Source organism: Bacteroides sp. D22, assembly GCF_000163675.1.
Classification (GTDB): Bacteria; Bacteroidota; Bacteroidia; order Bacteroidales; family Bacteroidaceae; genus Bacteroides; species Bacteroides xylanisolvens.
The window spans coordinates 34,486-56,329 of the sequence record NZ_GG774804.1; the positions used below are offsets into that span (position 1 = coordinate 34,486).

Annotated in this window: 12 protein-coding genes, 1 tRNA gene and 1 pseudogene; 2 read left to right on the plus strand and 12 right to left on the minus strand. The window is 44.8% G+C overall.

Going from position 1 to position 21,844, the window contains the following annotated elements:
- A pseudogene (locus HMPREF0106_RS27050) lies at nt 1-153 on the minus strand (IS5/IS1182 family transposase); the annotation flags it as partial.
- 609 nt (nt 154-762) lie between these two features.
- Here HMPREF0106_RS27050 and HMPREF0106_RS14265 point away from each other — a divergent pair.
- A complete protein-coding gene (locus HMPREF0106_RS14265) occupies nt 763-1,212 on the plus strand; it encodes a hypothetical protein (protein ID WP_004305184.1) in 450 nt (149 codons plus the stop codon).
- A gap of 301 nt (nt 1,213-1,513) precedes the next feature.
- Entirely contained in the window at nt 1,514-4,075 is a 2,562-nt protein-coding gene (locus tag HMPREF0106_RS14260) for an outer membrane beta-barrel family protein (RefSeq protein WP_009039762.1), read from the plus strand.
- 27 nt (nt 4,076-4,102) lie between these two features.
- Here HMPREF0106_RS14260 and HMPREF0106_RS14255 read toward each other — a convergent pair whose 3' ends face one another.
- The 11 genes from HMPREF0106_RS14255 to HMPREF0106_RS14205 form a co-directional block, all read right to left on the minus strand.
- Nucleotides 4,103-5,476 (minus strand): glucoamylase family protein, encoded by a 1,374-nt coding sequence (locus HMPREF0106_RS14255; protein WP_032851272.1) that lies wholly within the window; start codon nt 5,474-5,476, stop codon nt 4,103-4,105.
- A gap of 48 nt (nt 5,477-5,524) precedes the next feature.
- Nucleotides 5,525-7,834, minus strand: coding sequence for a beta-glucosidase BglX (bglX, locus tag HMPREF0106_RS14250; protein WP_004324488.1), 2,310 nt, complete (start codon nt 7,832-7,834; stop codon nt 5,525-5,527).
- A 142-nt stretch (nt 7,835-7,976) separates the two neighbouring features.
- Nucleotides 7,977-9,509: a RagB/SusD family nutrient uptake outer membrane protein gene (locus HMPREF0106_RS14245; protein ID WP_009039765.1), complete on the minus strand. Its 1,533-nt coding sequence runs from the start codon at nt 9,507-9,509 to the stop codon at nt 7,977-7,979.
- Nucleotides 9,510-9,573: 64 nt separating this feature from the next.
- Nucleotides 9,574-12,639 carry a SusC/RagA family TonB-linked outer membrane protein gene (locus HMPREF0106_RS14240; protein WP_009039766.1) on the minus strand — a complete coding sequence of 1,022 codons (3,066 nt, stop codon included), beginning with the start codon at nt 12,637-12,639 and terminating at the stop codon, nt 9,574-9,576.
- Between the two features lie 181 nt (nt 12,640-12,820).
- Nucleotides 12,821-13,711 (minus strand): carbohydrate kinase family protein, encoded by an 891-nt coding sequence (locus HMPREF0106_RS14235; protein WP_009039767.1) that lies wholly within the window; start codon nt 13,709-13,711, stop codon nt 12,821-12,823.
- A gap of 56 nt (nt 13,712-13,767) precedes the next feature.
- A tRNA-Leu gene (locus HMPREF0106_RS14230) sits at nt 13,768-13,852 on the minus strand.
- A gap of 73 nt (nt 13,853-13,925) precedes the next feature.
- Complete coding sequence (locus HMPREF0106_RS14225) at nt 13,926-14,960, minus strand: S41 family peptidase (RefSeq protein WP_008649432.1); 1,035 nt, start codon at nt 14,958-14,960, stop codon at nt 13,926-13,928.
- Between the two features lie 45 nt (nt 14,961-15,005).
- Entirely contained in the window at nt 15,006-15,866 is an 861-nt protein-coding gene (locus HMPREF0106_RS14220; protein WP_008642868.1) for a DUF3316 domain-containing protein, read from the minus strand.
- Nucleotides 15,866-18,511 carry a DNA gyrase/topoisomerase IV subunit A gene (locus HMPREF0106_RS14215; protein ID WP_004309592.1) on the minus strand — a complete coding sequence of 882 codons (2,646 nt, stop codon included), beginning with the start codon at nt 18,509-18,511 and terminating at the stop codon, nt 15,866-15,868. The genes HMPREF0106_RS14220 and HMPREF0106_RS14215 overlap by 1 nt, the downstream gene beginning before the upstream one ends.
- 135 nt (nt 18,512-18,646) lie before the next feature.
- Complete coding sequence (locus HMPREF0106_RS14210; protein ID WP_004309593.1) at nt 18,647-19,975, minus strand: MFS transporter; 1,329 nt, start codon at nt 19,973-19,975, stop codon at nt 18,647-18,649.
- 101 nt (nt 19,976-20,076) lie between these two features.
- Nucleotides 20,077-21,828, minus strand: a complete 1,752-nt coding sequence (locus HMPREF0106_RS14205) for a RagB/SusD family nutrient uptake outer membrane protein (protein ID WP_004309594.1) — start codon at nt 21,826-21,828, stop codon at nt 20,077-20,079.
- Nucleotides 21,829-21,844: the final 16 nt, after the last annotated feature.

Sequence of the window (21,844 nt, forward strand, 5' to 3'; positions counted from 1 at the left end):
ACGACCGTTGACGGCACAGTATAGCGGGGAGAAAGCTTCTTCAAAACGGCGCCAGTCTATCTTATTGGCAAGCAGGTATAAGGGATGCCTGGGATTCAGCTGGTCTGTCAAAGAGCTGAACAAGGAGGGCTGAGGGGTGGTCTTGTTTATCATAATAATCTGCAAGTTTTCAACCATAAAGATACAAAAACTTGCAGATATATCAAAGCAATTTATATATTAATATGTTGATTATTAGGCGTAAAAGCACATTCTAAGGGGCGACTACATAACTTCCAGCATTTATTTCCATATTTCCACCACATTTAAAGAAATATGTATATCTTTGTCATACGCTTTCTGCTCATCAGCGTGATGAAATTAGCGGGAGGCGGTATATATTACTAAATGGAATATGTAATGTATTGTCTCTCCCACTCGAAACTTAGCAATTTCATATAGAGGAGAGATGATTCAACAGATATTCCACGCGAACGGCTTTATATCAACATATCCGTTGGAGATGTGTTATATATAAACGATTGGCGTGGATGTCTGTTGTTATCATTGTCTTTCTATAGGGTATGCTAAGACCTCGAGTGGAGATAATGGTGCAACAGCATTCACGTCTTTTTTGTGTCCGGTCGGTTATGATTACCCCTAAAAGTCTAACCTAAACAATTCCCCGTCCGCCCGAAATACAGAAAACGTGAATGCCCGTTGCTCCACATAAACAAAATAATACTCCATTTTTATTGTGGAACACATTAAAACAAAAGCATTATGCCAAAATGGATTAGCGTAGAAGAAGCGGCGGCCAAGTATGGAATCAACAAAGAAGTAATCTGGCTTTGGGCGGATATGAAAAGATTCCCGATGTCGTATGAGAAAGGTATCACCACTGTTGATGAAGAAAGCCTTATCGGATTCCTGCATCAGAATAAGGATCGAGTTACAGCCGAGTATATCGACACATTGGAAGACCTATGTATTGAAAAAGCAAATATCTGTAACTTATATGCTGAAATTATTGGCTGTCAAGACAAAGAACTCTTGTATCAAAGAGAGCAAATAGCTCGAATGAAAGAGATACAAACAGCTATGAAAAGGCAAAACAGCCGGCTCCGGGATTGTGAGAAAGTGTTCACGAAATATGAAGAGAACTTTAGTACCTGCTGGGTTGGAAGAATCTGCGCTCACTTAAGGCGGCTGATATGGTTGATACGACGGTAAATACCATTCTATCTTCTTTTAAATAAGGAATAACCGATACCGTTGAGCGGAAATGTCTAAAAGTACTCTTGAATAGAAAATTTAAAGATGCCCATGAATAGATATATTTAAAGATATCCCTAAACAGAAATGTTTAAAAATACTAGAAATATACTGTAGTAAGATTTTTTATCCATTCGTTTTATATTCTTAACTCCGAAAAATTCGTAAGTGTAGATAAACCAACTACTTTTGGCTCTCGAATTTGCAGCATTTTTGAATGTCTTGCGTCTAATAAACATAAACTAATATATTTCTAGTCATGAAACACAGACTGTTACTACTAATTCTATTCGTATTCGCTACCTCCGTGGCGGGGTGGGCACAAAAATCCACAGCTCCTTCTTATACAGTCAAAGGAGTACTTATTGATTCTTTAACACAAGAGGGAGAACCGTATGCTACCATCAAAATAGCAAAGAAAAATGCTCCGGATAAAGCAGTCAAGATGGCGGTGACTGGGGCGAATGGTAAGTTTCAGGAGAAACTGAATGTCGCTGCGGGCAATTACATCATCACTATTTCTTCGATTGGTAAAGCGCCGATAGTAAAGGAATTTACTCTAAAACCGTCCGTGAAGGAGATTGACTTGGGCACAATGATTTCTTCAGAGGCCAATAACGTATTGAAAGGAGTGGAGGTAGTTGCACAAAAACCTTTGGTAAAGGTAGATGTGGATAAGATTGAATATAATATTGAAGATGATCCGGACTCAAAATCGAACAGTATATTGGAGATGCTTCGGAAAGTGCCTTTGGTAACGGTGGATGGAGAAGACAATGTACAGGTGAACGGCAGTAGCAGTTTCAAGATACATGTGAATGGAAAGCCCAATAATATGATGAGCAATAATCCGAAGGAAGTACTGAAAAGTATGCCGGCAAACACAATCAAATATATTGAGGTGATAACTTCACCGGGAGCTAAATATGATGCGGAAGGTATCGGAGGTATTCTGAATATCGTCACAGTAGGTTCCGGATTTGAAGGCTACACGGCTACTTTCAGAGGAAATGCTAATAATAACGGAGTAGGTGCCGGCACTTACGCAATGGTGAAACAAGGTAAACTGACTGTTTCTGCCAACTATAACTACAATTATAATAATAGCCCGCGCAGCTATTCCGACAGTTACCGCGAAAACTACGAACCGGATAAAGAGAATGAAAAATATCTGGAATCGGAAAGTAACTCCAAGTCGAAAGGGAATTTCCAGTATGGCAATTTGGAAGCCAGTTACGAGATTGATACGTTGAGGTTGCTGACCGTGGCTTTCGGAATGTACGGTAGCAGTGACAAAAGTAACAGTGGCGGAAATACGATTATGCACGGAGCTGACCGACAGGATTTTGCGTACCGTTATAGGACCGACAATCATGGAAAAGGGTCATGGTATTCTATCAACGGAAATATAGACTATCAGCGTACTTCCCGAAAGAATAAAGAACGAATGATTACGCTTTCTTATAAAATCAATTCCCAACCCCAAACGAATGATTCATATAATACTTATCTGGATATCGAGCCTGATGAGAATAAACTGGATATCATCAAAGAATTGTCATTAAAGAATTTCCATTCGGACGGAAAGACAAATACGATGGAGCAGACTTTCCAGGTGGACTATACTACTCCGATTGGAAAGCTCCATACAATTGAAACCGGTGCCAAATATATTTTCCGACGTAACTCCAGTGATAATCGGTTTTATGAAGCCGAGGGAGCAAGTGAAAACTATGCATATAATGAGAATCGTAGTAGCGAGTACCGTCATTTGAATCATATTCTCTCTGCTTATGCCGGATATACGCTGAAATACAAGGGATTTACTTTCAAACCGGGATTGCGTTATGAGCAAACCATACAAGAGGTGAAGTATCTGGTGGGTCCGGGCGAGAACTTTGATTCGAATTTTAGTGATCTGGTTCCTTCCGTTTCCTTGGGAATAAAACTAGGAAAGACGCAGAATTTGCGTGGTGGATATAATATGCGTATCTGGCGTCCGGGTATCTGGAATTTGAATCCTTATTTCGATAATCAGAATCCGATGTTTATCAGTCAGGGAAATCCGAACTTGAAGAGTGAGAAGAGTCATTCGTTCGACTTGTCTTACAGCAGTTTTACGTCCAAGTTCAACATCAATCTTTCTTTGCGTCATTCTTTCAATAACAACGGAATTGAAAGAATCAGCCGCTTGATTACTGATAAAGACGGAGAAATCTTTGAAGGCGGGCATAAAGCTCCCTACGGTGCACTGTATAGCACATACGGTAATATCGGAAAGAGTCGGGAAACAGGATTGAACTTTTATTTGAACTGGAACGCTTCTCCTAAAACGCGAATTTACGTCAATGGACGTGGCAATTATAGCGATTTGCGGAGTCCTGCCCAAGAGCTGCACAATTATGGATGGAATGCTTCTGCTTATGGAGGAATTCAGCAGACCTTACCGGGAAAAGTACGTTTGAGCCTGAACGGCGGAGGTAGCACACCCCGAATCAGTTTGCAGGGAAAAGGTTCAGGATATAGTTATTATAGTTTGGGATTGAGCCGTTCTTTCCTGAAAGAAGAACGTCTTTCTTTGAATATTTATTGCAGCAATGTTCTGGAGAAATACAGAACTTACAATAACCACACAGAAGGAGCTAACTTTATTTCGAAGAGTTCGAGCAAATATCCGAGCCGGTATTACGGTTTCAGTATTAGCTATCGGCTTGGTGAGTTGAAAGCCAGTGTGAAGAAAGCCGCACGAAGCATCGACAATGACGATGTGAAAGGTGGCGGCGGAGGAGGTGGAAACACCGGTGGTGGAGGTGGTCAGTAGACCACTTCCGCACACCGAGATTCCCTCTTATTTCTGTCTCACGTCTTGCTTGTTGGTGTTAAAACCAAGTTTGGTTAATCCGGCCTGTACGTCGGGATGGCTCATGAAGAGTTTCCACAATAATCCGCTCCGGTAGTTTTCGATCATGACAGCAATAGGACCCTGGTCGATAGCCAGATAACGTTGCGGATACCAATTGTCCGTTTCGCTGAAAGCATCGTAGAATCCGAAAGGACCGAACACTTTATCTCCCATACCATATAGATGGCGCATCACTTGCATGGAATATTCCGGTGTATAGATAATGGATGAAAGCGCGGCGGTAGGGGAGATTACTCCTTTGTCCTCCTGCTCATTGGGCGAATGAGCCGCATATCCATCGACGGAGTAGCTGGCGGTCAGTCCCCAACAATCCGGTCCGAAACCTTTGTAATGTTTAGGGTTGCGGATGCAGTAAGCACGGTTCACCAGTGTCAGGTTGCGCATTTCGTGGAAGTAGCTGGGGCAGTATTCATCTTTCAGTCCCACCGGATCAAGTCCGAGAAAAGAGTATTGAGCCCAGAAAAGCGGTCCGGCTTCGGTGCCCTGATAGCGGAGGTGCAACTCGATTCCTTCCACTTTATGCGGAGAAACGATGGCTCCGTTCTGTGCCCAACCGTCATGATAGACAGCCGCAGGTACTCCATGGGTAGGAGAAGCGGCGGCAAGAATATACATAATCATACATTCGTTGTAGCCGTGTACAGGGAAATTCATTTCCCAGCCATACGTCGGACTCCAATGCCAGTAAAGAACGTTTTGCCCGCCTTGCCGATACCAGTTCCAGTCGACATCCCGCCAAATCTGGTCGATCCGTTGGGCGAGGGCTTTCTCTTTCTCGTTTCCGTTGACGTAATATTGGTGTACGGCCAGCAGCCCTTGGATGAGGAAAGCTGTCTCTACCAGATCGCCCCCATTATCTTTCTGGCCGAATGGTTTCACTTTGCCCGTATCACCATACCACCAATGAGGGTAGGCTCCGTGGAAACGGTCTGCCTTTTCGAGGAAAGAAACGATGCGTTCCATTCGTGCCAGTCCCTCTTCGCGGGTGACGTAACCGCGGTCGATTCCCGCAAGGATAGCCATGATGCCGAAGCCGCTGCCGCCGGAAGTGACTACGTTGGCATCGTTTTCTGGATAAACGCCGTCTACATGATAACGTTCGGGAGCTAAGCCGCTATTCGGCTCGGCACCTTCCCAGAAATAAAGGAAAGTCCGTCGCTGGACGGTATCCATCAGGGCGTCGTCCGATAACGAGTCGGTGGCTGCGGAAAGGTTATTGCTTTTGCTTTTCCCTTTACAGCTCTGGAAAGTCAGGGCAACGGCGGATAGAAATAGTAACATGAGCGGAAGTGCACTCATTTCTATTATTCTTTTATATTTATCGTTCATAATCAAGGTGATAAAAGTTTAGTTTAACGTGAACTTCGCGGTTTTCACATCACGGCTGTTCGTACCGATCATCACTTCAAAGTCGCCCGGTTCGGCAACCAGTTGCAAGTCATAATTATAGTATCGAAGCATTTCCGGAGCAATCTTGAAACGGACAATCTTCATTTCTCCCGGTTCGAGGAATATCTTTTGGAAACCTTTCAGCTCTTTGACGGGACGGGTACTGCTACCCACAACGTCGCGGATATAAAGCTGTACCACTTCCGAGCCGGGCCATGTTCCGGTATTGGTAACCTCCACTGCCGCGGTCAACGAACCGTTCATGTCCATGGAAGAATGACTCAAGTCGATGTCGCTGTAAGAAAACGTCGTATAAGAAAGGCCGTAACCGAACGGATAAAGCGGATCATTATCCACATCGAGATAGTTGCTGCGGAATTTCTCGAACCATTTGCCATCTTTCAATGGGCGTCCGGTATTTTTGTGCGCATAATAAAGAGGTATCTGGCCGACATTCTTCGGGAAAGTCATGGTCAGTTTTCCACCCGGATTGACGTAACCGAAGAGGGCGTCACCAATGGCATAAGCGGCTTCACTACCTCCGAACCATACATTCAGAATGGCAGGCACATGCTCCTGTTCCCAGTTCAGCGTAAGCGGACGTCCGGTAAATAATACCAGTACCACCGGTTTGCCTGTCTTTAAAAGTTCTTTCAATAGATTCTGTTGTACATCGGGAATGTTCAAATCCGTGCGACTGCTACTTTCACCGCTCATTTCAGAAGATTCGCCTAGCGCTGCGATGATGATATCCGACCGACGGGCTACGTTCAATGCTTCGTCCAGTAACTGCTGGTCGGTGCGGTTGTCACGGTTCAGGGAACGGCCGAACATCGTTGCCCGTTCTTCGTAACTTGCATCACTAATCAGGTTGCTTCCTTTAGCGTACATGATATTCGCTTTGCCGGCTGTCATCTCTTTCAATCCTTCTACCAAAGAAGGGCAACGGTCGAGCACAGCTGCTACGCTCCATGTACCCGGCATATTGCTACGGCTGTTTGCCAACGGACCGATTACTGCAATATTTCCTTTAGGGTTGAAAGGCAACAACGGATTTCCGTTCGGATTACCGTCGGGACTGTCATTCTTTAGAAGAACGAAACTTTCTGCTGCAATCCTGCGTGCTGCATCACGATGGGCTTTGGTAAAGATGTCGCGTGCCGGACGTTTCGGATCGCAATATTTATAAGGATTATCAAACAATCCCAGTTTATATTTGGCTTCCAGAATACGACGACAAGCCGTATTCAACGTTTCCATAGAGACTTTTCCTTCCTGAACGGATTTCTTCAGTGTTCCTACAAAACCTTCGCTTACCATATCCATATCCACTCCGGCATTGATGGCACGGGCAGATACTGTCTGAAGATCGCCGATACCGTGGTCGATCATTTCTGAAATGCCCGTATAATCAGTTACCACAAAACCGTTGAATCCCCACTGTCCGCGGAGAATATCCGTCATCAGCCATTTATTGGCAGTGGCCGGAATACCGTCTACTTCATTAAAAGAAGCCATCACGCTGCCTACACCCGCTTCAACGGCTGCTTCATACGGCAGCATATAATCATTGAACATTCGTTGGCGGCTCATATCCACGGTGTTATAGTCGCGGCCGGCTTCGCCTGCCCCATATAACGCAAAGTGTTTTACGCAGGCCATGATTTCGTCATTCCGTTCCATGTTTTTCCCCTGATAGCCGCGCACCATTGCTTCGGCAATCATGGCACCGAGAAACGGGTCTTCGCCACTACCTTCGGATACGCGTCCCCAACGAGGGTCACGTGAAATATCCACCATCGGGCTGAAAGTCCATGAGATTCCATCAGCACTTGCTTCTACAGCCGCAATGCGGGCAGACTCTTCAATGGCTGTCATGTCCCAGGTGCAAGACAAACCGAGCGGGATAGGGAACATCGTTTCGTATCCGTGAATAACGTCCATCCCGAACAATAACGGAATACCCAGCCGGGAATCTTCCACAGCTTGTTTCTGTACTTCACGTATTTTCTCTACTCCTTTCAGATTGAACAATCCTCCCACTTCGCCTTTCTTGATTTTTGCGGCGATGTCGCTGCTTTTAGCCTGTCCCGTAGTGATCTCTCCGGTGACAGGAAGATTTAACTGTCCGATTTTTTCTTCCAGCGTCATTTTATTCATCAATACGTCGATGAAACGATCCATATCCTGTGGCGACTTTTGTGCCGACGCGGTTAGAAAACCTGCGGCAAACAACAGGACGGATAGACTTAACTTTTTGTATATCATATTATTATAGTTACTTTTATCTCTATTCATATAAAGTCCTCCTGATGCGTTGAATGTTCGGCACCGAGGAGGACATTGTTCGACACCGAGGAACAGTAGTTTCGGCACCGAGGAAACAACCGTTCGGCACCGAGGAACTTTCTTATTGGTAGTCGGGGTTCTGTACTAACACTCCCTTAGACTTGTCGATCTCTGTCTGCGGCAGTGGAAGCAGTGCGTTTTTGTCCTGATAATTGGTTTTACCGGCTGCGTGCAACACTTCTTTTGCAATGCCCCAACGAACGAGGTCGTAGAAACGGTCGAATTCCAACCCTAATTCCACACGGCGTTCGTGGCGGATGGCCTCACGCAATTCTCCCTGATCGGTAGTCGTCACTTTAGGTAATATATTGGTATTGGTGCCTCTGGCGCGTGCGCGTACTTGTTCCAAATAGTCGATTGCTTCACCCGGAATACCTTTTTCATTAGCTGATTCGGCTCCCATCAGCAGTACATCTGCGTAGCGGATCAGACGAATGTTTACCCAATAACCTTTATTGGTATATTCTTTACGTAATGCCGGGTCGGTATAGGCTTTCTTATTGAAATAAGCACCCATTGCCGGGGAAACCGGAGACTCACCGTATGGTTCGTTGGTGTTTTCCGGTGTGATAGGATCGCTGTCCGAGTGGCGGAAGTAGAGTAGGGTAGAGTTTTTGCGTGGATCACCCTGTTCGTATGCTTGCGCCATATACTCTGTTGCCATGTGCCATCCCCAGCCCAAGTCCCATTGACCTGCTCCGCGTACACCTTGTACTTCACAGAACTGGCTGCCGATAACGGTACTTTGAGGAAGAGCGGCAGTAGCTGTACATTGCAACTCGAATATAGAACCTCCGTTATTTTCACCATCGTCCGTGAAAATCTCATTATACGGAGTCTTTAGGTTGTAGAGCCCCTTTTTGATGACATCGGTGGAGGCTGTGTACATATTGTTCCAGTCGTTGCGCATCATATAAGTACGCGCATGTAAGGAACGGGCAGCTCCCCAAGTCAGTCGTCCGGTGTATTCGCTGCTCCATGTTTCCGGCAATGACTCTTCTGCTGTTTTCAGGTCCTTGTCGATTTGCTCATAGATTTTATCAGCACTTGTCTTCGGGATATTGGCTTCCGAAGCATCGTTGATTTTATAAGTCACCAAAGGAACTTCGCCGAAAGCTCTTACCAGATTGAAGTAGCAATAAGCACGGAAGAAAGAGGCCTCTCCCTTATTGATGATGTCTTCAGTTTCTGTTTGTCCGGCTGTTTCTTTTTCTGCAATGGCATCAAGAATCTCATTACATTGGTAGATGATGGCATAATTCTGTCCCCAATAAGCACCCAGTAGGCCGTTGGTCGGTGTATACACAAAATCATCATACATTTCGGCTACATCAGAGCCATCGCTGGCAATACTTCCTTTTTCCGAATCTTCCGAACGGAAACAGTGGATGGCAAAAGCAGGAGGGCCGGCTGTCACATTATAGTTACGCATCATCGTATAGACATTATAAATCTTCCCGTTGACCAGAGCGTTCGGATTATCATCTTCCGTAAACTGTCCTTGTGGACTACGATCCAGAAAGTCACTACAGCTGCCTAGAAATAATGTAGTTGAAGTAATAAGGGCTGCAAATATATATTTATTCAGTTTCATATAATGATAGTTTTAAAGATTAAAGTTGTGTTCCGCATGGAAAACTGGTAGTGCCACCTTGCCACTAGAATGTTAGGTTGATACCGAAGGTATAGACTGCAGGTACAGGATAACTACCGTTATCTACTCCGAATGCGGTGGCAGTTCCTCCAAGTTCGGGAGTATATCCGGTATTATGTTTCCATGTCTTCAGGTTCTGTATGTTGACATAGACTTTCAGGGCTTGCAGACGTATTTTGGCAATTAAGCTCTTGTCGAACGTATACGCTAACTGTACATTACGGATACGGAAGAAACTACCGTTCTCAATGTAATAGTCGGAATTCAAGTTATTGATAGAATGTTTGGTGTTCAGCAACGGTTGGGTGTTGGACGTACCTTCTCCGTGCCAGCGGTCCAAACGTTGTTCCAGGTAGTTGAACTGGGCAAAATTGTAGTTATCCCATGTACGGAAAATCTTGTTTCCGCCTTGTCCCATCATGTCGATGCCTAACGACCAATTCTTGTAGTCTACTCCAAGAGAGAAACCGTAAGTTACCTTTGGAGTCGGGTTGCCTATCATGGTACGGTCTTCCGGGGTGATTTCTCCGTCACCGTTCACATCGGCGAATTTCAGGTCACCGGGGGTAACGGTAGCCAATGTATTTTGGGGTGATGCGTCAATATCTGCTTGTGACTGATAAACGCCTGCCACTTTATAACCATAGAAATATCCGATAGGATAACCTGCCATTGTGTAACTTTGCTGCTTATCTCCGGCAATGATGGAGTATCCTTCCTGAACAAGACTTTTTACCTCATTCTTGATAGTAGTCAGGTTGGCACTGACGGAATATCCCCAATCACCAATCTGATCGCGCCAGGTTACAGCCATTTCCACTCCTTTATTCTGGATCTCTCCCAAGTTTCCGATACCGGGGATAGTTCCGGAAATTCCGGGAACTTCGGCTAACAAATCTTTGGTGTTCTTCTTATAGTAAACACCCTCAAAATGCAAGCGGTTGCGAAGTAGGTTCGTTTCAAATCCGGCTTCCCAGGCTTCTACTTTTTCCCAACGCAGGTTAGGATTAGGAAGATAGGCAAGCTGGTATCCGGGATAAATGATGGACGGTTTACCGAATACGGCCGAATAAGCATTGGTCAATAAGGGTTCGGCAGGATAGGCTTTATCCAGGTTCTGGTTTCCTAACGTACCGTAAGATGCTTTGATTTTCAACATATCCAGCCATTTGATGTCTTTCATAAATTCTTCTTCGGACATCAACCAACCTCCACCCAGTGAGAAGAAGTTCTGCCATTCATTGCCTGTGTAGGAGAAAGCGGAAGAACCATCCCGGCGGAAAGATCCGTTGAACAGATATTTACCTTTATAGTTGTAGATCACACGTGCAAGTACGGATAATGTACTGCGTTCCCATTGAGTACTTCCATTGGTAGCGGTAGCCGCATCGCCGATGCTGACAAACCATTTGTCCGGATTATCCGGAATAACCAGTCCGACCCCCTGCTTGCGTGCTCCGTCCAATCGGCTCAACGAATTATAATAGGTAGTAAAACCGGCGGTAGCTGTCAGGTTATGATTTCCATTATCAAAGCTGTTGGTGTATGTCAACAGGTAGTCGCTCTGAACTTTTGTTTCATTCTCTTTAAACTGGCTGACCTCGGTCTTGCCTGTTCCCAAAGTAGAGATCCCTCCGTTGACAGCGGCATCGTATACTTTTACGATCGGTGTATACGTCCGTCCGTTGTTCGACGCATAATCCATGGAGAACATTGCTTTGAACGTGAAATGTTTCAGGAAGTCTACTTCACCATAAATATTACCGGATGCCCGGTAGTTCTCCGCTTTGGTAGTATTCGCTTTCAATTCGACGTCTACCATCGGGTTGCTAATCTGCGCTTTCTGGAATTCGGGCAGAGCCGTATATAATCCGTATTCGTTGTTATACACCGGAGCGATAGGAGTTGCACGCAGGGCATTCAATACCTGTTTGGAATCAGCAGGAAGCATACGTGCACCGTTGAATTGGAAACCGACTTTCAAAAAGTCCGTAATCTTATAATCATTACTTGCGTTGATGGTTACCTTACTGAATTTCTCATGCTCGATGTTGCCTTGTTCGTAAGAGTAGCCTACACCCAGATAGAAACTATGTTTGGGCGAAGCCCCTGTAATACTGATGTTATTGTTTGTAATGAAAGCAGTCTGGAAAATTTCGTCTTGCCAGTCGGTATTGGCATCCCAGCCGGTATAATCGAAAGGGTCATCTTTCTGATTGGCAAGCTGTTCGTTATATAGTTCCTTGAATTGTGAACCATTCACCAGTTTCACTTTATCTACCACTTTCTTGAAACCGAAAGAAGTATTAATATTGACTAGTGTCTGTCCCTCTTTGGCTTTCTTTGTGGTAATGATGATAACACCATTCGCACCGCGAACACCGAAGATAGCCAGAGATGACGGGTCTTTCAGGATTTCCATGGATTCGATGTCCTCCGGATTCAGGAAATTGATGTTGTCATTGAATAATCCGTCGACAATGTACAGCGGTTTATATCCGTTGATGGAGTTTGTTCCGCGAATACGGATTTCCGGGTCCGATCCGGCTCGTCCGGAGTTTACAATCTGCACACCTGCCACTTTCCCCTGAAGGGAAGACAGCGGATTCATTGCCGGTTTGTTGGCTAACTCTTCTCCTTTGATATTGGTGATAGAACCTGTCAAGTCTCTTTTCTTTGCACTACCGTATCCGATAACGACTGTTTCGGCTAGTACTTGTGAATCTTCTTTTAAAGTGACATTGATGACGTTCTGTGTCCCCACTTTAATGGTTTGCGAAGTCATCCCCACGTATGAAAATGCCAGTACGTCCTCCGGAGTGACAGAGATTGAATATTTACCGTCCATGTCCGTGATGGTTCCGGTGGAAGTTCCTTGTACGAGTACCGATGCGCCGATCAATGGTTCATTGGCAGCGTCCGTCACTGTTCCTGTCACCGTCTTTGTCTGTGCAAAGGCTGATGCAGAGGCCAGTAGCAGGCAAACAAGCGTCATGATGCTCTTTGACCTGATGGCTTTTTTCTGAAGATGTTGTAAAAGTCTAGTCCTCATTGCATTAAATTTTTCCATTTGTTATTATTTAGGTTGAAGTCTTTTTTCTGCCGTCTTTTGGCAAGAGTAACAAAGGAAACAAACGAAATTCAAAAAAGATTTGGGAAAAAAGAGAGGATGCTTGTTTTTAACACAAAAGGGTGAGGAGACTGTTGAAAAAGTTCAGACATGAACCGGTGTGGTTCATGCCTTTCCTGTTTTAAAACATTTGTTCCGCAGTGGTCATACATTGAATGACGTCTTCTTTGCTGCCATTGAAAGGACCTGATTTCTCTATTTTTAATGTAGACATGGCGGCTGCAAAACGACCGGCTTCTTCGATGCCGGCACCTGATACCCGTTGATATAAATAGCCGATGGTATACGTGTCTCCACATCCCGTTGCGTCTACCACTTCTCTGGGCTTATAAGCCGGAATACGATAGAAGTCTTTTCCGTCGAAGATAAGTGAGCCCATGCCGCCTAATGTGACTAATACTTCTTTCACTCCCCATTCATATAATTGGCGGGCAGCTTCATGCGGGTCGGAAAGACCGGTCAGTACTTCCATTTCATGCTTGTTGACTTTGAGGAAATGAATATATTGCAAGGCTTCTCTCTTATCTGTCCAGTCCACCGGATAGACGTGGGTGTCACGCACTTCACGTAAATAGCCTTGTGAGTCTACTGCAATCAACCCTTTTTGAGATAGTTCTTTGATTACTTCCAATGAGAAGTCGTCAGCCAGCAGAGAGCCGAGATGGTAGATTTGCGCATCTATCTCTTTCAACTGACTGGCTGTGAACGGATCGGCTTTCGCTAATACCCGTTGGGTACGGTCGTCCGGATTGGCTCCATAGATGTTCTCGAAGTATACGGAGTGTTTGCTCGGTAAGGCAGTTACGTTAATACCCACTTTGCGCAGCTGCTCTACAACTTTCATTTCAGTGGCACCTACTGCCGTTACCAGCGCATAATCGATATCATTAAAATGGCGGATGGCATGTGAGCAATAAAAAGCTGTTCCTCCCGGCATGTAGACAGTGTTTTGAGGAGTGACTACTTTGTCTAATGTGATGTGACCGATGCAGCAAAGTTGATGTTTATTCATGTTTAACTAATTAAAAAGCCTCCAAGATAGTATCTTGAAGGCTTATAGTTTATTTTTGGTGCGGATGATAGGACTCGAACCTACACGCCTCACGGCACCAGATCCTAAGTCTGGCGCGGCTACCAATTACGCCACATCCGCATGTGTAGCTTTTTTGTTTAGCGGTGCAAAGATAGGAAGATTTTCTGATTTGGCAAATAATTCGACAATAAAGTTATTCACTTAAGATTTCGAATGCTTTTTCAATCAGAGTGTCTTTGTGCTTAAGTTGATCTGATTCAGACATATTGATGGCAATGTCCGGCTCAATACCTTCTTCCAAGGGTTGCTTGTTTTTGTCGAAATGCGGACTGGCGGAGAAACGGACGCTCCATCCATTAGGTAATTCCGATGAGAAGGGAAGTCCCGAACCACCTCCGGTCCAGTCACCTAACTGGATGATTCTTTTCTCTTCGTTGTCCTTGTTTAAGCTGCGCATCGCATTCACAAAATCATTGGTGGCACTATAACAACGACGATTGGTCAGAATGATTACTTTCTTCTGCCACCGGATGCTGTTGGATGGTTCCAGATAGATCGGCTCCATCTTGGAGAAATCATTATGTCCCGGTCCGGTTTTGTGCTGTATATATCCGGTAAGTGTTTTCTCGTTGGTAAACCGGGCGGCAATGCGGGTGGAGTTGGTCAGGTTTCCGCCTCCGTTATCACGTACATCGATGATTAATCCGTTGCAGGTGGCCAGGTAGAGGAGAACTTCATCCAAGTTGCCATCGCCCACTCCGGAACTGAAACTTTCATAACGAATATATCCTATATTATTATCGAATATTTTATACTTTAAACCGGCGGATGTATAGTATCCTGTGCTGGCACTGCCCAGATAAGTTTGATAGAGAATATCTTCCCGGTAGTTCCAGTCGTAACCCTGATACCATTCATCGTAGAAAGAAGTACGTTTGGCAGAGGATAGATTGACATGTCCGTCTTTTAAAATGTATAGCATCTGGCTTAGGATGTCGAACAGGTCGTCATTAGACATTGTCGGAATAATCAGTGGGCTATATTTGTCGTGAACGGCATCCCAGTCAATACCTTTTGCTTCCAGAAAACAATACTGTTCGTCGATGATCTTCCATAGTTGTTCGAAGTTTCCTACAGGATCATTGGCGTAGTCTTCTTCTCCGATGCAACCGGTCAATACCGGAAGACAGCAGAGCAGCCAAAGCATTTGTCTAATCTTATTTCTCATTCTTAATTGATCTCACTTGAAGTTTCAACATTAAATTTTGTTCTCTTAGTAGGCTCTGACCGATGAAGGCAAAGCTGTTCCTTTTTTGTTTCGGATACGGTATAGGTCTTTCACAAATCCTACCATGAATACGTGCGAGTAGGTATGTGTCTTGATATTGTTTACATTGGATTGTTGCAAATCAGCCAGATAGCTGAATCGCATTTTTGTATATCCTATCGGTAAGTCGACCGAGAGCATCTGCCGCAGTGAAGGCTGGTTGTGCAGGGAGGTGAACTTTATCACTCCACTCGAATTTCCCAGAGAGAATATCTCGTAGTAAGATTGTCCGTAGTGCGGTGAGAACATTACTCCCATCACCGGTAGATTGACTTGATAGCGTAATACCATCGGGTACCGTTTGATTTTCAAATGCCAGATAGCCATTCCGGAAGCATCCAAATTGACGTATGCCCGTGCGGATGCCGGATTGTTGGTGTTCCGGAGATTATAGACAAAGCCTCCGTTGGCATCTATCAATCCTCCGGCTAATAATTTGAAATTCTCCGTCAGTCGAAACTGGTAGTGTAATCCGTAATTCCAGTTGACTAATCCGGAGAAGGTGTTATTGTTATCGGCACGGTTATGGGTATAACCGATGTCTGCCTGAAAGAAATTCTGCACAGACACATTTCCATCGAATAACTTAGTCATCCGAATCGTCTCGCGGGAAATACGGAAGTCAATTCCTTTGTATTCCTGCGGTGAAAGATAGGTGTCGAATACGTTGGTAAATCCTACACCGTACATGGTGGCACGTGTTACATACCGATGGGTTTGCAGACTGTCAATCTGCGCTTGTAATCTGGTGCAAAGGGCGAACAGGATGCATCCTGTCAGCCCCAGATATATTAGTTTTTTCTTCATCAGAATAATTTCATCTGCCCGGTGATCTCATCAATAATATCGCCTTCGCTCTTATCACTGTCCGGGTCCAGATTTTCCGGTTCCTCTTCCGGGCTTTCCTGCTGCTCTTGTTCAGGTTCGGGGAAGCGGGTCGGTTCAAGTTCGTTGATCGTATCCACGGTATAGGTCGTGATGCGTTTTCCTTTGGCTTTGAACCCTTTGACAGCTATGAATTCATCTGCATCGATATCCAACGGATCACGGAAGCTGTCGTGTCCGCCAAATATAACTTCCAGACGCGGATAGTACTCATCGGTCAGCAAGATGAGACGGTTATTCTTATTCTCTCCCAGATAGTTCTGTTTGCGGTTGGAGGCCTCGAAGCAGAAACGTTTCAGGTACGGGTAATTCTGTTGATCGGCATCATAAAGTGCAGCGGTCCATACCTTATGGGGATCGAATTTCTCAACGATGCTCACATTGTCTTCGTAGTGATTGCTCAAATCGAAGTTGGTGGTGTAGAAATCACCATTGTTCAGTACAACCAGTATGGAGTCGTCACTTTGGAATTCTCCCAGGTATTCGCCGCGTCCATCATAGTTGAGGCGAAGTATGTCACGGTCGAACCAGACTTTACGTCCACCGAGAGTAGAGCCGCCTTTCTGTTTCAAGGATATTTTGTGTACCGGCAAGCGGGTGAGAATTATCCCCCGTGCCTGGCGTCCCTTGATACTGACTTCGCTGAAGTCATGCTCGAAGATGATGCGGCGTACACGCGGGTTCGGCTTCAATGTCACTTTGATAATTTCGGCTTCTCCGTTCGGGTTGGCACTGAAATAGGTAATTCGTGAATCGGGAGTTCCCAGTGTCACATCATATTCGCGGTCGCGGACCACGGAAGTTACGGCGAAACGTTTTACGTAGGTCGTTCCTTCTTTTCCGTCGCGGTAGGCTACGTTGTAGATTGTACGTTTATCGTTCTTCTTGAATACATTGACATAAAGAACGTTCTTACCGACAAATTTCTTATCGGCAACGGGGGTGACGATATATTTACCATCACGGAAGAAGATAATGACATCGTCGATATCCGAACAGCAGGCTACGAACTCATCTTTCTTCAAGGTCGTTCCGATAAATCCTTCTTCACGGTTGATATAGAGTTTCTCGTTTGCTTCTACTACTTTGGCTGCTTCGATGGTGTCGAAGTTTCGCAATTCCGTGTGGCGCGGGAAATTCTTGCCGTATTTGTTCTTCAGCATCTGATACCAGTTGACGGTATAATCCACGATGTGAGCCAGGTGGTTATCAATCTCGGCAATTTCCTCTTTCATCTTGGCGATCAGTTCATCTGCTTTGTCTGAGTTGAATTTCAGGATACGCCCCATTTTGATTTCCATCAACTTGAGAATATCTTCTTTCGTAACTTCACGGATAAATGTCGGATAGTAAGGTGTCAGACGTTCGTCGATATGTGCACAGGCTGCATCCATGTCTTTGGATTGCTCGAACTCTTTATCCTTATAGATGCGTTCTTCGATAAATATCTTTTCGAGAGAAGAGAAATGCAGGGATTCCAGAATTTCTCCTTTCTTGATTTCCAGCTCCTGCTTCAGCAAATCCATCGTATTGTCTGCCGACTTTTTCAGGACTTTGCTCACAGTGAGGAAATGTGGCTTACTGTCATCGATAATACAGCAGTTGGGCGAGATACTTACTTCACAGTCAGTGAAAGCGTACAGAGCATCAATCGTTTTATCTGATGAGGTGCCGGGTGCGAGGTGCACTAATATTTCTACGTTGGCAGCCGTATTGTCGTCTACCTTACGAATTTTGATCTTTCCTTTATCAACAGCTTTCAGGATAGAGTCGATCACTGTCGAAGTCGTCTTTCCGTATGGAATTTCTGTGATAGCAAGCGTTTTATTATCAATCTTGTTGATCTTGGCACGTACTTTCACGGCTCCGCCACGCTCTCCGTCGTTGTATTTGGCTACATCGATAGAGCCTCCTGTCTGGAAATCAGGATATAGTTGGAATTCCTCTCCGCGTAAATAGCTGATAGAGGCATCACAAAGTTCGTTGAAATTGTGTGGTAAAATTTTTGAAGAAAGTCCCACGGCGATACCTTCCACTCCCTGTGCTAATAATAACGGGAATTTCACAGGAAGAGTGACCGGTTCCTTGTTTCGTCCGTCATAAGAAAGTTTCCATTCGGTAGTTTTGGGATTGAAGACAACATCCAGCGCAAACTTGGACAAGCGTGCTTCGATATAACGGGGAGCAGCTGCGCCGTCTCCGGTGAGGATATTACCCCAGTTACCCTGACAATCGATCAACAGGTCTTTCTGTCCCAACTGTACCAGGGCATCTCCGATAGAAGCATCACCGTGAGGGTGGAACTGCATGGTGTGTCCCACAATGTTAGCCACTTTATTATACCGTCCGTCGTCCAGACGTTTCATTGAATGTAAAATACGTCGTTGCACAGGCTTTAAACCGTCATTGATATGAGGCACGGCACGTTCCAGTATAACGTATGAAGCATAGTCCAGAAACCAATTCTGGTACATGCCTGTTAACTGATGCTTTACGTTTTCGTCCCGCGTGTCCGCCGGTTTGTAGTCTGAATGTCCTTCCGTTATCTCGTTGATTTCGTCACTCATATATCAATCTTCGCTTTGCTTTAACAACAAATTATCTTCCTGAACATCAAAAAAGGGGATGTCCACGCAAAAATACGAAATAAATTCATATGAGGACGAAAAGAACTCACGTTTTTTATGATACTGACAGTTCTGTTAATCCTTTGATTTCACATTCCATACCAATAAAGCAAAAAAGACGGAGAGTAATGCGGCTCCGATCCAAAAAATATTGATATAAGAAAAGTCATAGATTTCTTTGCCATCGACAATGCTTTTATGCCCTCCTATGAGAATACCGCTCATAATATCCTGTATACCTGCCCCGATGTAACTGGCAATACCTACGATTCCTAATGCTGCACCTGAAGCGTTCCGGGGAGCAATGTCAACTGCCATCAATCCGCCCAAGAAACAGAGGAGTACTCCGATCGCAGTACCGAACAGTACCATGGATAACGCGTCTACCCAAAAGTGGACACCCGGAACTAATAGAAACAGACAAAGTGCCATTACATTCATCAGACCGAAGATGAGTGCAGGAGCATTTCTGCGCCCACTGAAAAACTTGTCGGAGATGACACCGGAAAACATTGTACCGATAATTCCACAAACCGAACCGATAGAAATGATAAAACTGGCGTCCAGTGTAGAATATCCTTTCTGGGTTTCCAGATAGAAGACTCCCCAGCTGTTTACGGCATAGCGGCTGACGTACATCAATGCACTCGAAATGGCAAGTATCCAAATTGCGGGCATCATTAGAGCTTGCCGTTGTGCCTTGTTGAAATCGGCAGCATCACCTGTTTCACTTTGCATTTGTGGATGATTGACGGCAGGCAGCCCTTCACTTTCCGGAGAATCATGAAAGAATCTCCAGACGATTAATGCCCCGATTATTCCGATACTTCCGGCTCCAATGAAACCGTATCTCCATCCTAAAGCACTGACAATGGAGGCGACAATAATGAAAGTCATTGCTTCCCCGATGTTGTGGCTTGCCGACCAGAAGCCATAGAACGATCCCCGTTTCTTATTTTCAAACCAACGGGATAATCCGACTACGCAAGAAGCAGTCCCCATTGACTGAAACCATCCGCTGATTCCCCATAATATGGCGAATAGAATGAAAGAGTGGGTGAATCCTAGGCATAAGTTTGCCAGGGCTGTAATTAGCAGTCCGGTGGACATGAAACGCCTGATATTGCTGCGGTCTGCCAGAAATCCGTTAGTGAATTTTCCGATAGCATAGGTGAAAAATAACACTGCTCCGATAATACCGAGCTCTGTTTCTGAAAAGATTCCTTCTTCAACAATCGGTTTCTTTACTACATTCAGGCTTAGCCGACAGACATAATAAATACCATATCCGGCTGTGGCGGAAAGAAAGGTAGCCCACTGCAATCTTTTAAGTTTTTTCTTGTCTTTTTTAAGAGGAGTCGCAGGAGTGCTGATGTGATAAAATTTGATAAGTTGTTTTAACATGGTGGTAGGATTTGATAGCCTAGTGAAAGGCGATAGTAATGGGAAGGTGTATCGATTATCTTCCGATACACCTTCTGATGAAGAAATAAATAAAGAGTTAGTTAGTAGCTTAGTCCATCTTCCCAACCCGGATTTTGGGTTAGAATGCCTTGTGTAAGTACGCGCTGGTCAGCAGGGATAGGCCATAAGTAGTCTCTTTCCTCTTTCCAGTCTTTGCCATAAGTAACTTTGGGGAATCCGATAATATAACCGGATGTTCCGTTGGAGAGATAGATATCCTTATCCAGTTTCTTTTTATTATCACATTGGGAGGTCGCTGTGGTTTCGTAGATTTCCAGATCAGGCTTCCCGTCACCATCCATATCGTATGTTCCTACTCCGGGAACATAAATACCGTAGTAAGGTACGTAATGATTGAACATTTGTTTACCTTCTTTCCAACGGAATAAATCCCATTGTCTCAACCCTTCCATTACTAGTTCAATTGTACGTTCGCGACGGATTTCGAGAATGACGCCCTTATTCGTTCCCTGCTCAACATTCGGATAGCAAGCTGCCAGATAAGGATCAGGGTTACTGTTGGCATCCGTAAGATTCAGATCCGGCATTTTAGCCCGTTCTCGAATTTTATTGATAGAGATATCCAGGTCTTCTTGTTTGAGTGTTCCCAGTTCGGCTTTGGCTTCGGCATAATTCAGGTAGACTTCCGCTGCTCGCATCAAAGGCCAATCGGAGGTACTTTTAGCGGCTCCGTCATGATCTTTGGTACCTACAAATTTGATAGGTCTGTAGCCGCAATAAGCAGTTAAGTCATTGGCGGTCACGGTTGTTTCTCCTTTTTGGATATAGTTCGGACAAAGTACGGTTTGTTGCAGGCGTGGATCGCGGTTTTTCACCTCGTCTGTGTAAAACATTGTTTCATATCCTTGTTTATCAGTGAAACGTGTTCCGTCCGCCATCAGGTAGTGATTCATAAACCGGCGGGTAAATCCCATTTGCAGGTTAGCGATGCTGAATTGTACGGAGTGTGATAATTGCAAACCTTCGAAGTTATAAGCTCTTGCCAGTACGACTTCTGTGGTTTTGGCGTTGTCGGCACAGAACATATCTCTGTAAGGTTCCGTTCCTTCTTTATACAGGCTGAAGCCGCTTTCGTCAATAAACTGCCGGGCAGTGCTTGCTGCAATTTCCAGGTATTTCTCATAATTATCCAGTCCATGGTATTTCCGATAAGTCCCTTCATAAAGTGCAGCTTGACTGGCAAATGCCAATGCCGCCCATTTAGTGACTCTTGTGTTCCGAGTTTCTGTGCTTTTGGTCGGCAAACTGGTAGCGGCATCTTGGAAATCTTTGAGTACTTGATTCATCACAAACTCGCGGGAATCCCTGGCTTTGACTAATAATTCCTGATCTTCCGAACCCAGCACTTGATCGTACCAGGGTACATCTCCATAACGGCGTACCTTTACGAAATAGAAATAAGCTCTGAAGAATTGGGCCACTCCATTATATTGATTGCGGGCGGTTTCATCATCACAGTTGGAAGAATGTTGCAGGAAGTAATTAATGTGGCGGAGTTTGGTCCATGACCATCCGGTTTCGCTGGCAGCCGAACGGGTTCCTTCAATTACCTGTCCCATGCCTTTGTCGATCATATCATCTGCATTTGTACCGGCTGAAGCATCTGGCTCGTCCAGTAAGGTATAAAATTGATTGGTCCATAATTCCAGATCGGATTTGTTTTGAAAGTAATTCTCTGGTGTCACTGCATTTTCCGGTAGGAGTGTCAGGTCACAGCTATTGAATAGGGCTACGGCCATTCCCAGAATTATTATTTTGTTGATAGCTTTCATACTATATCTGATTAGT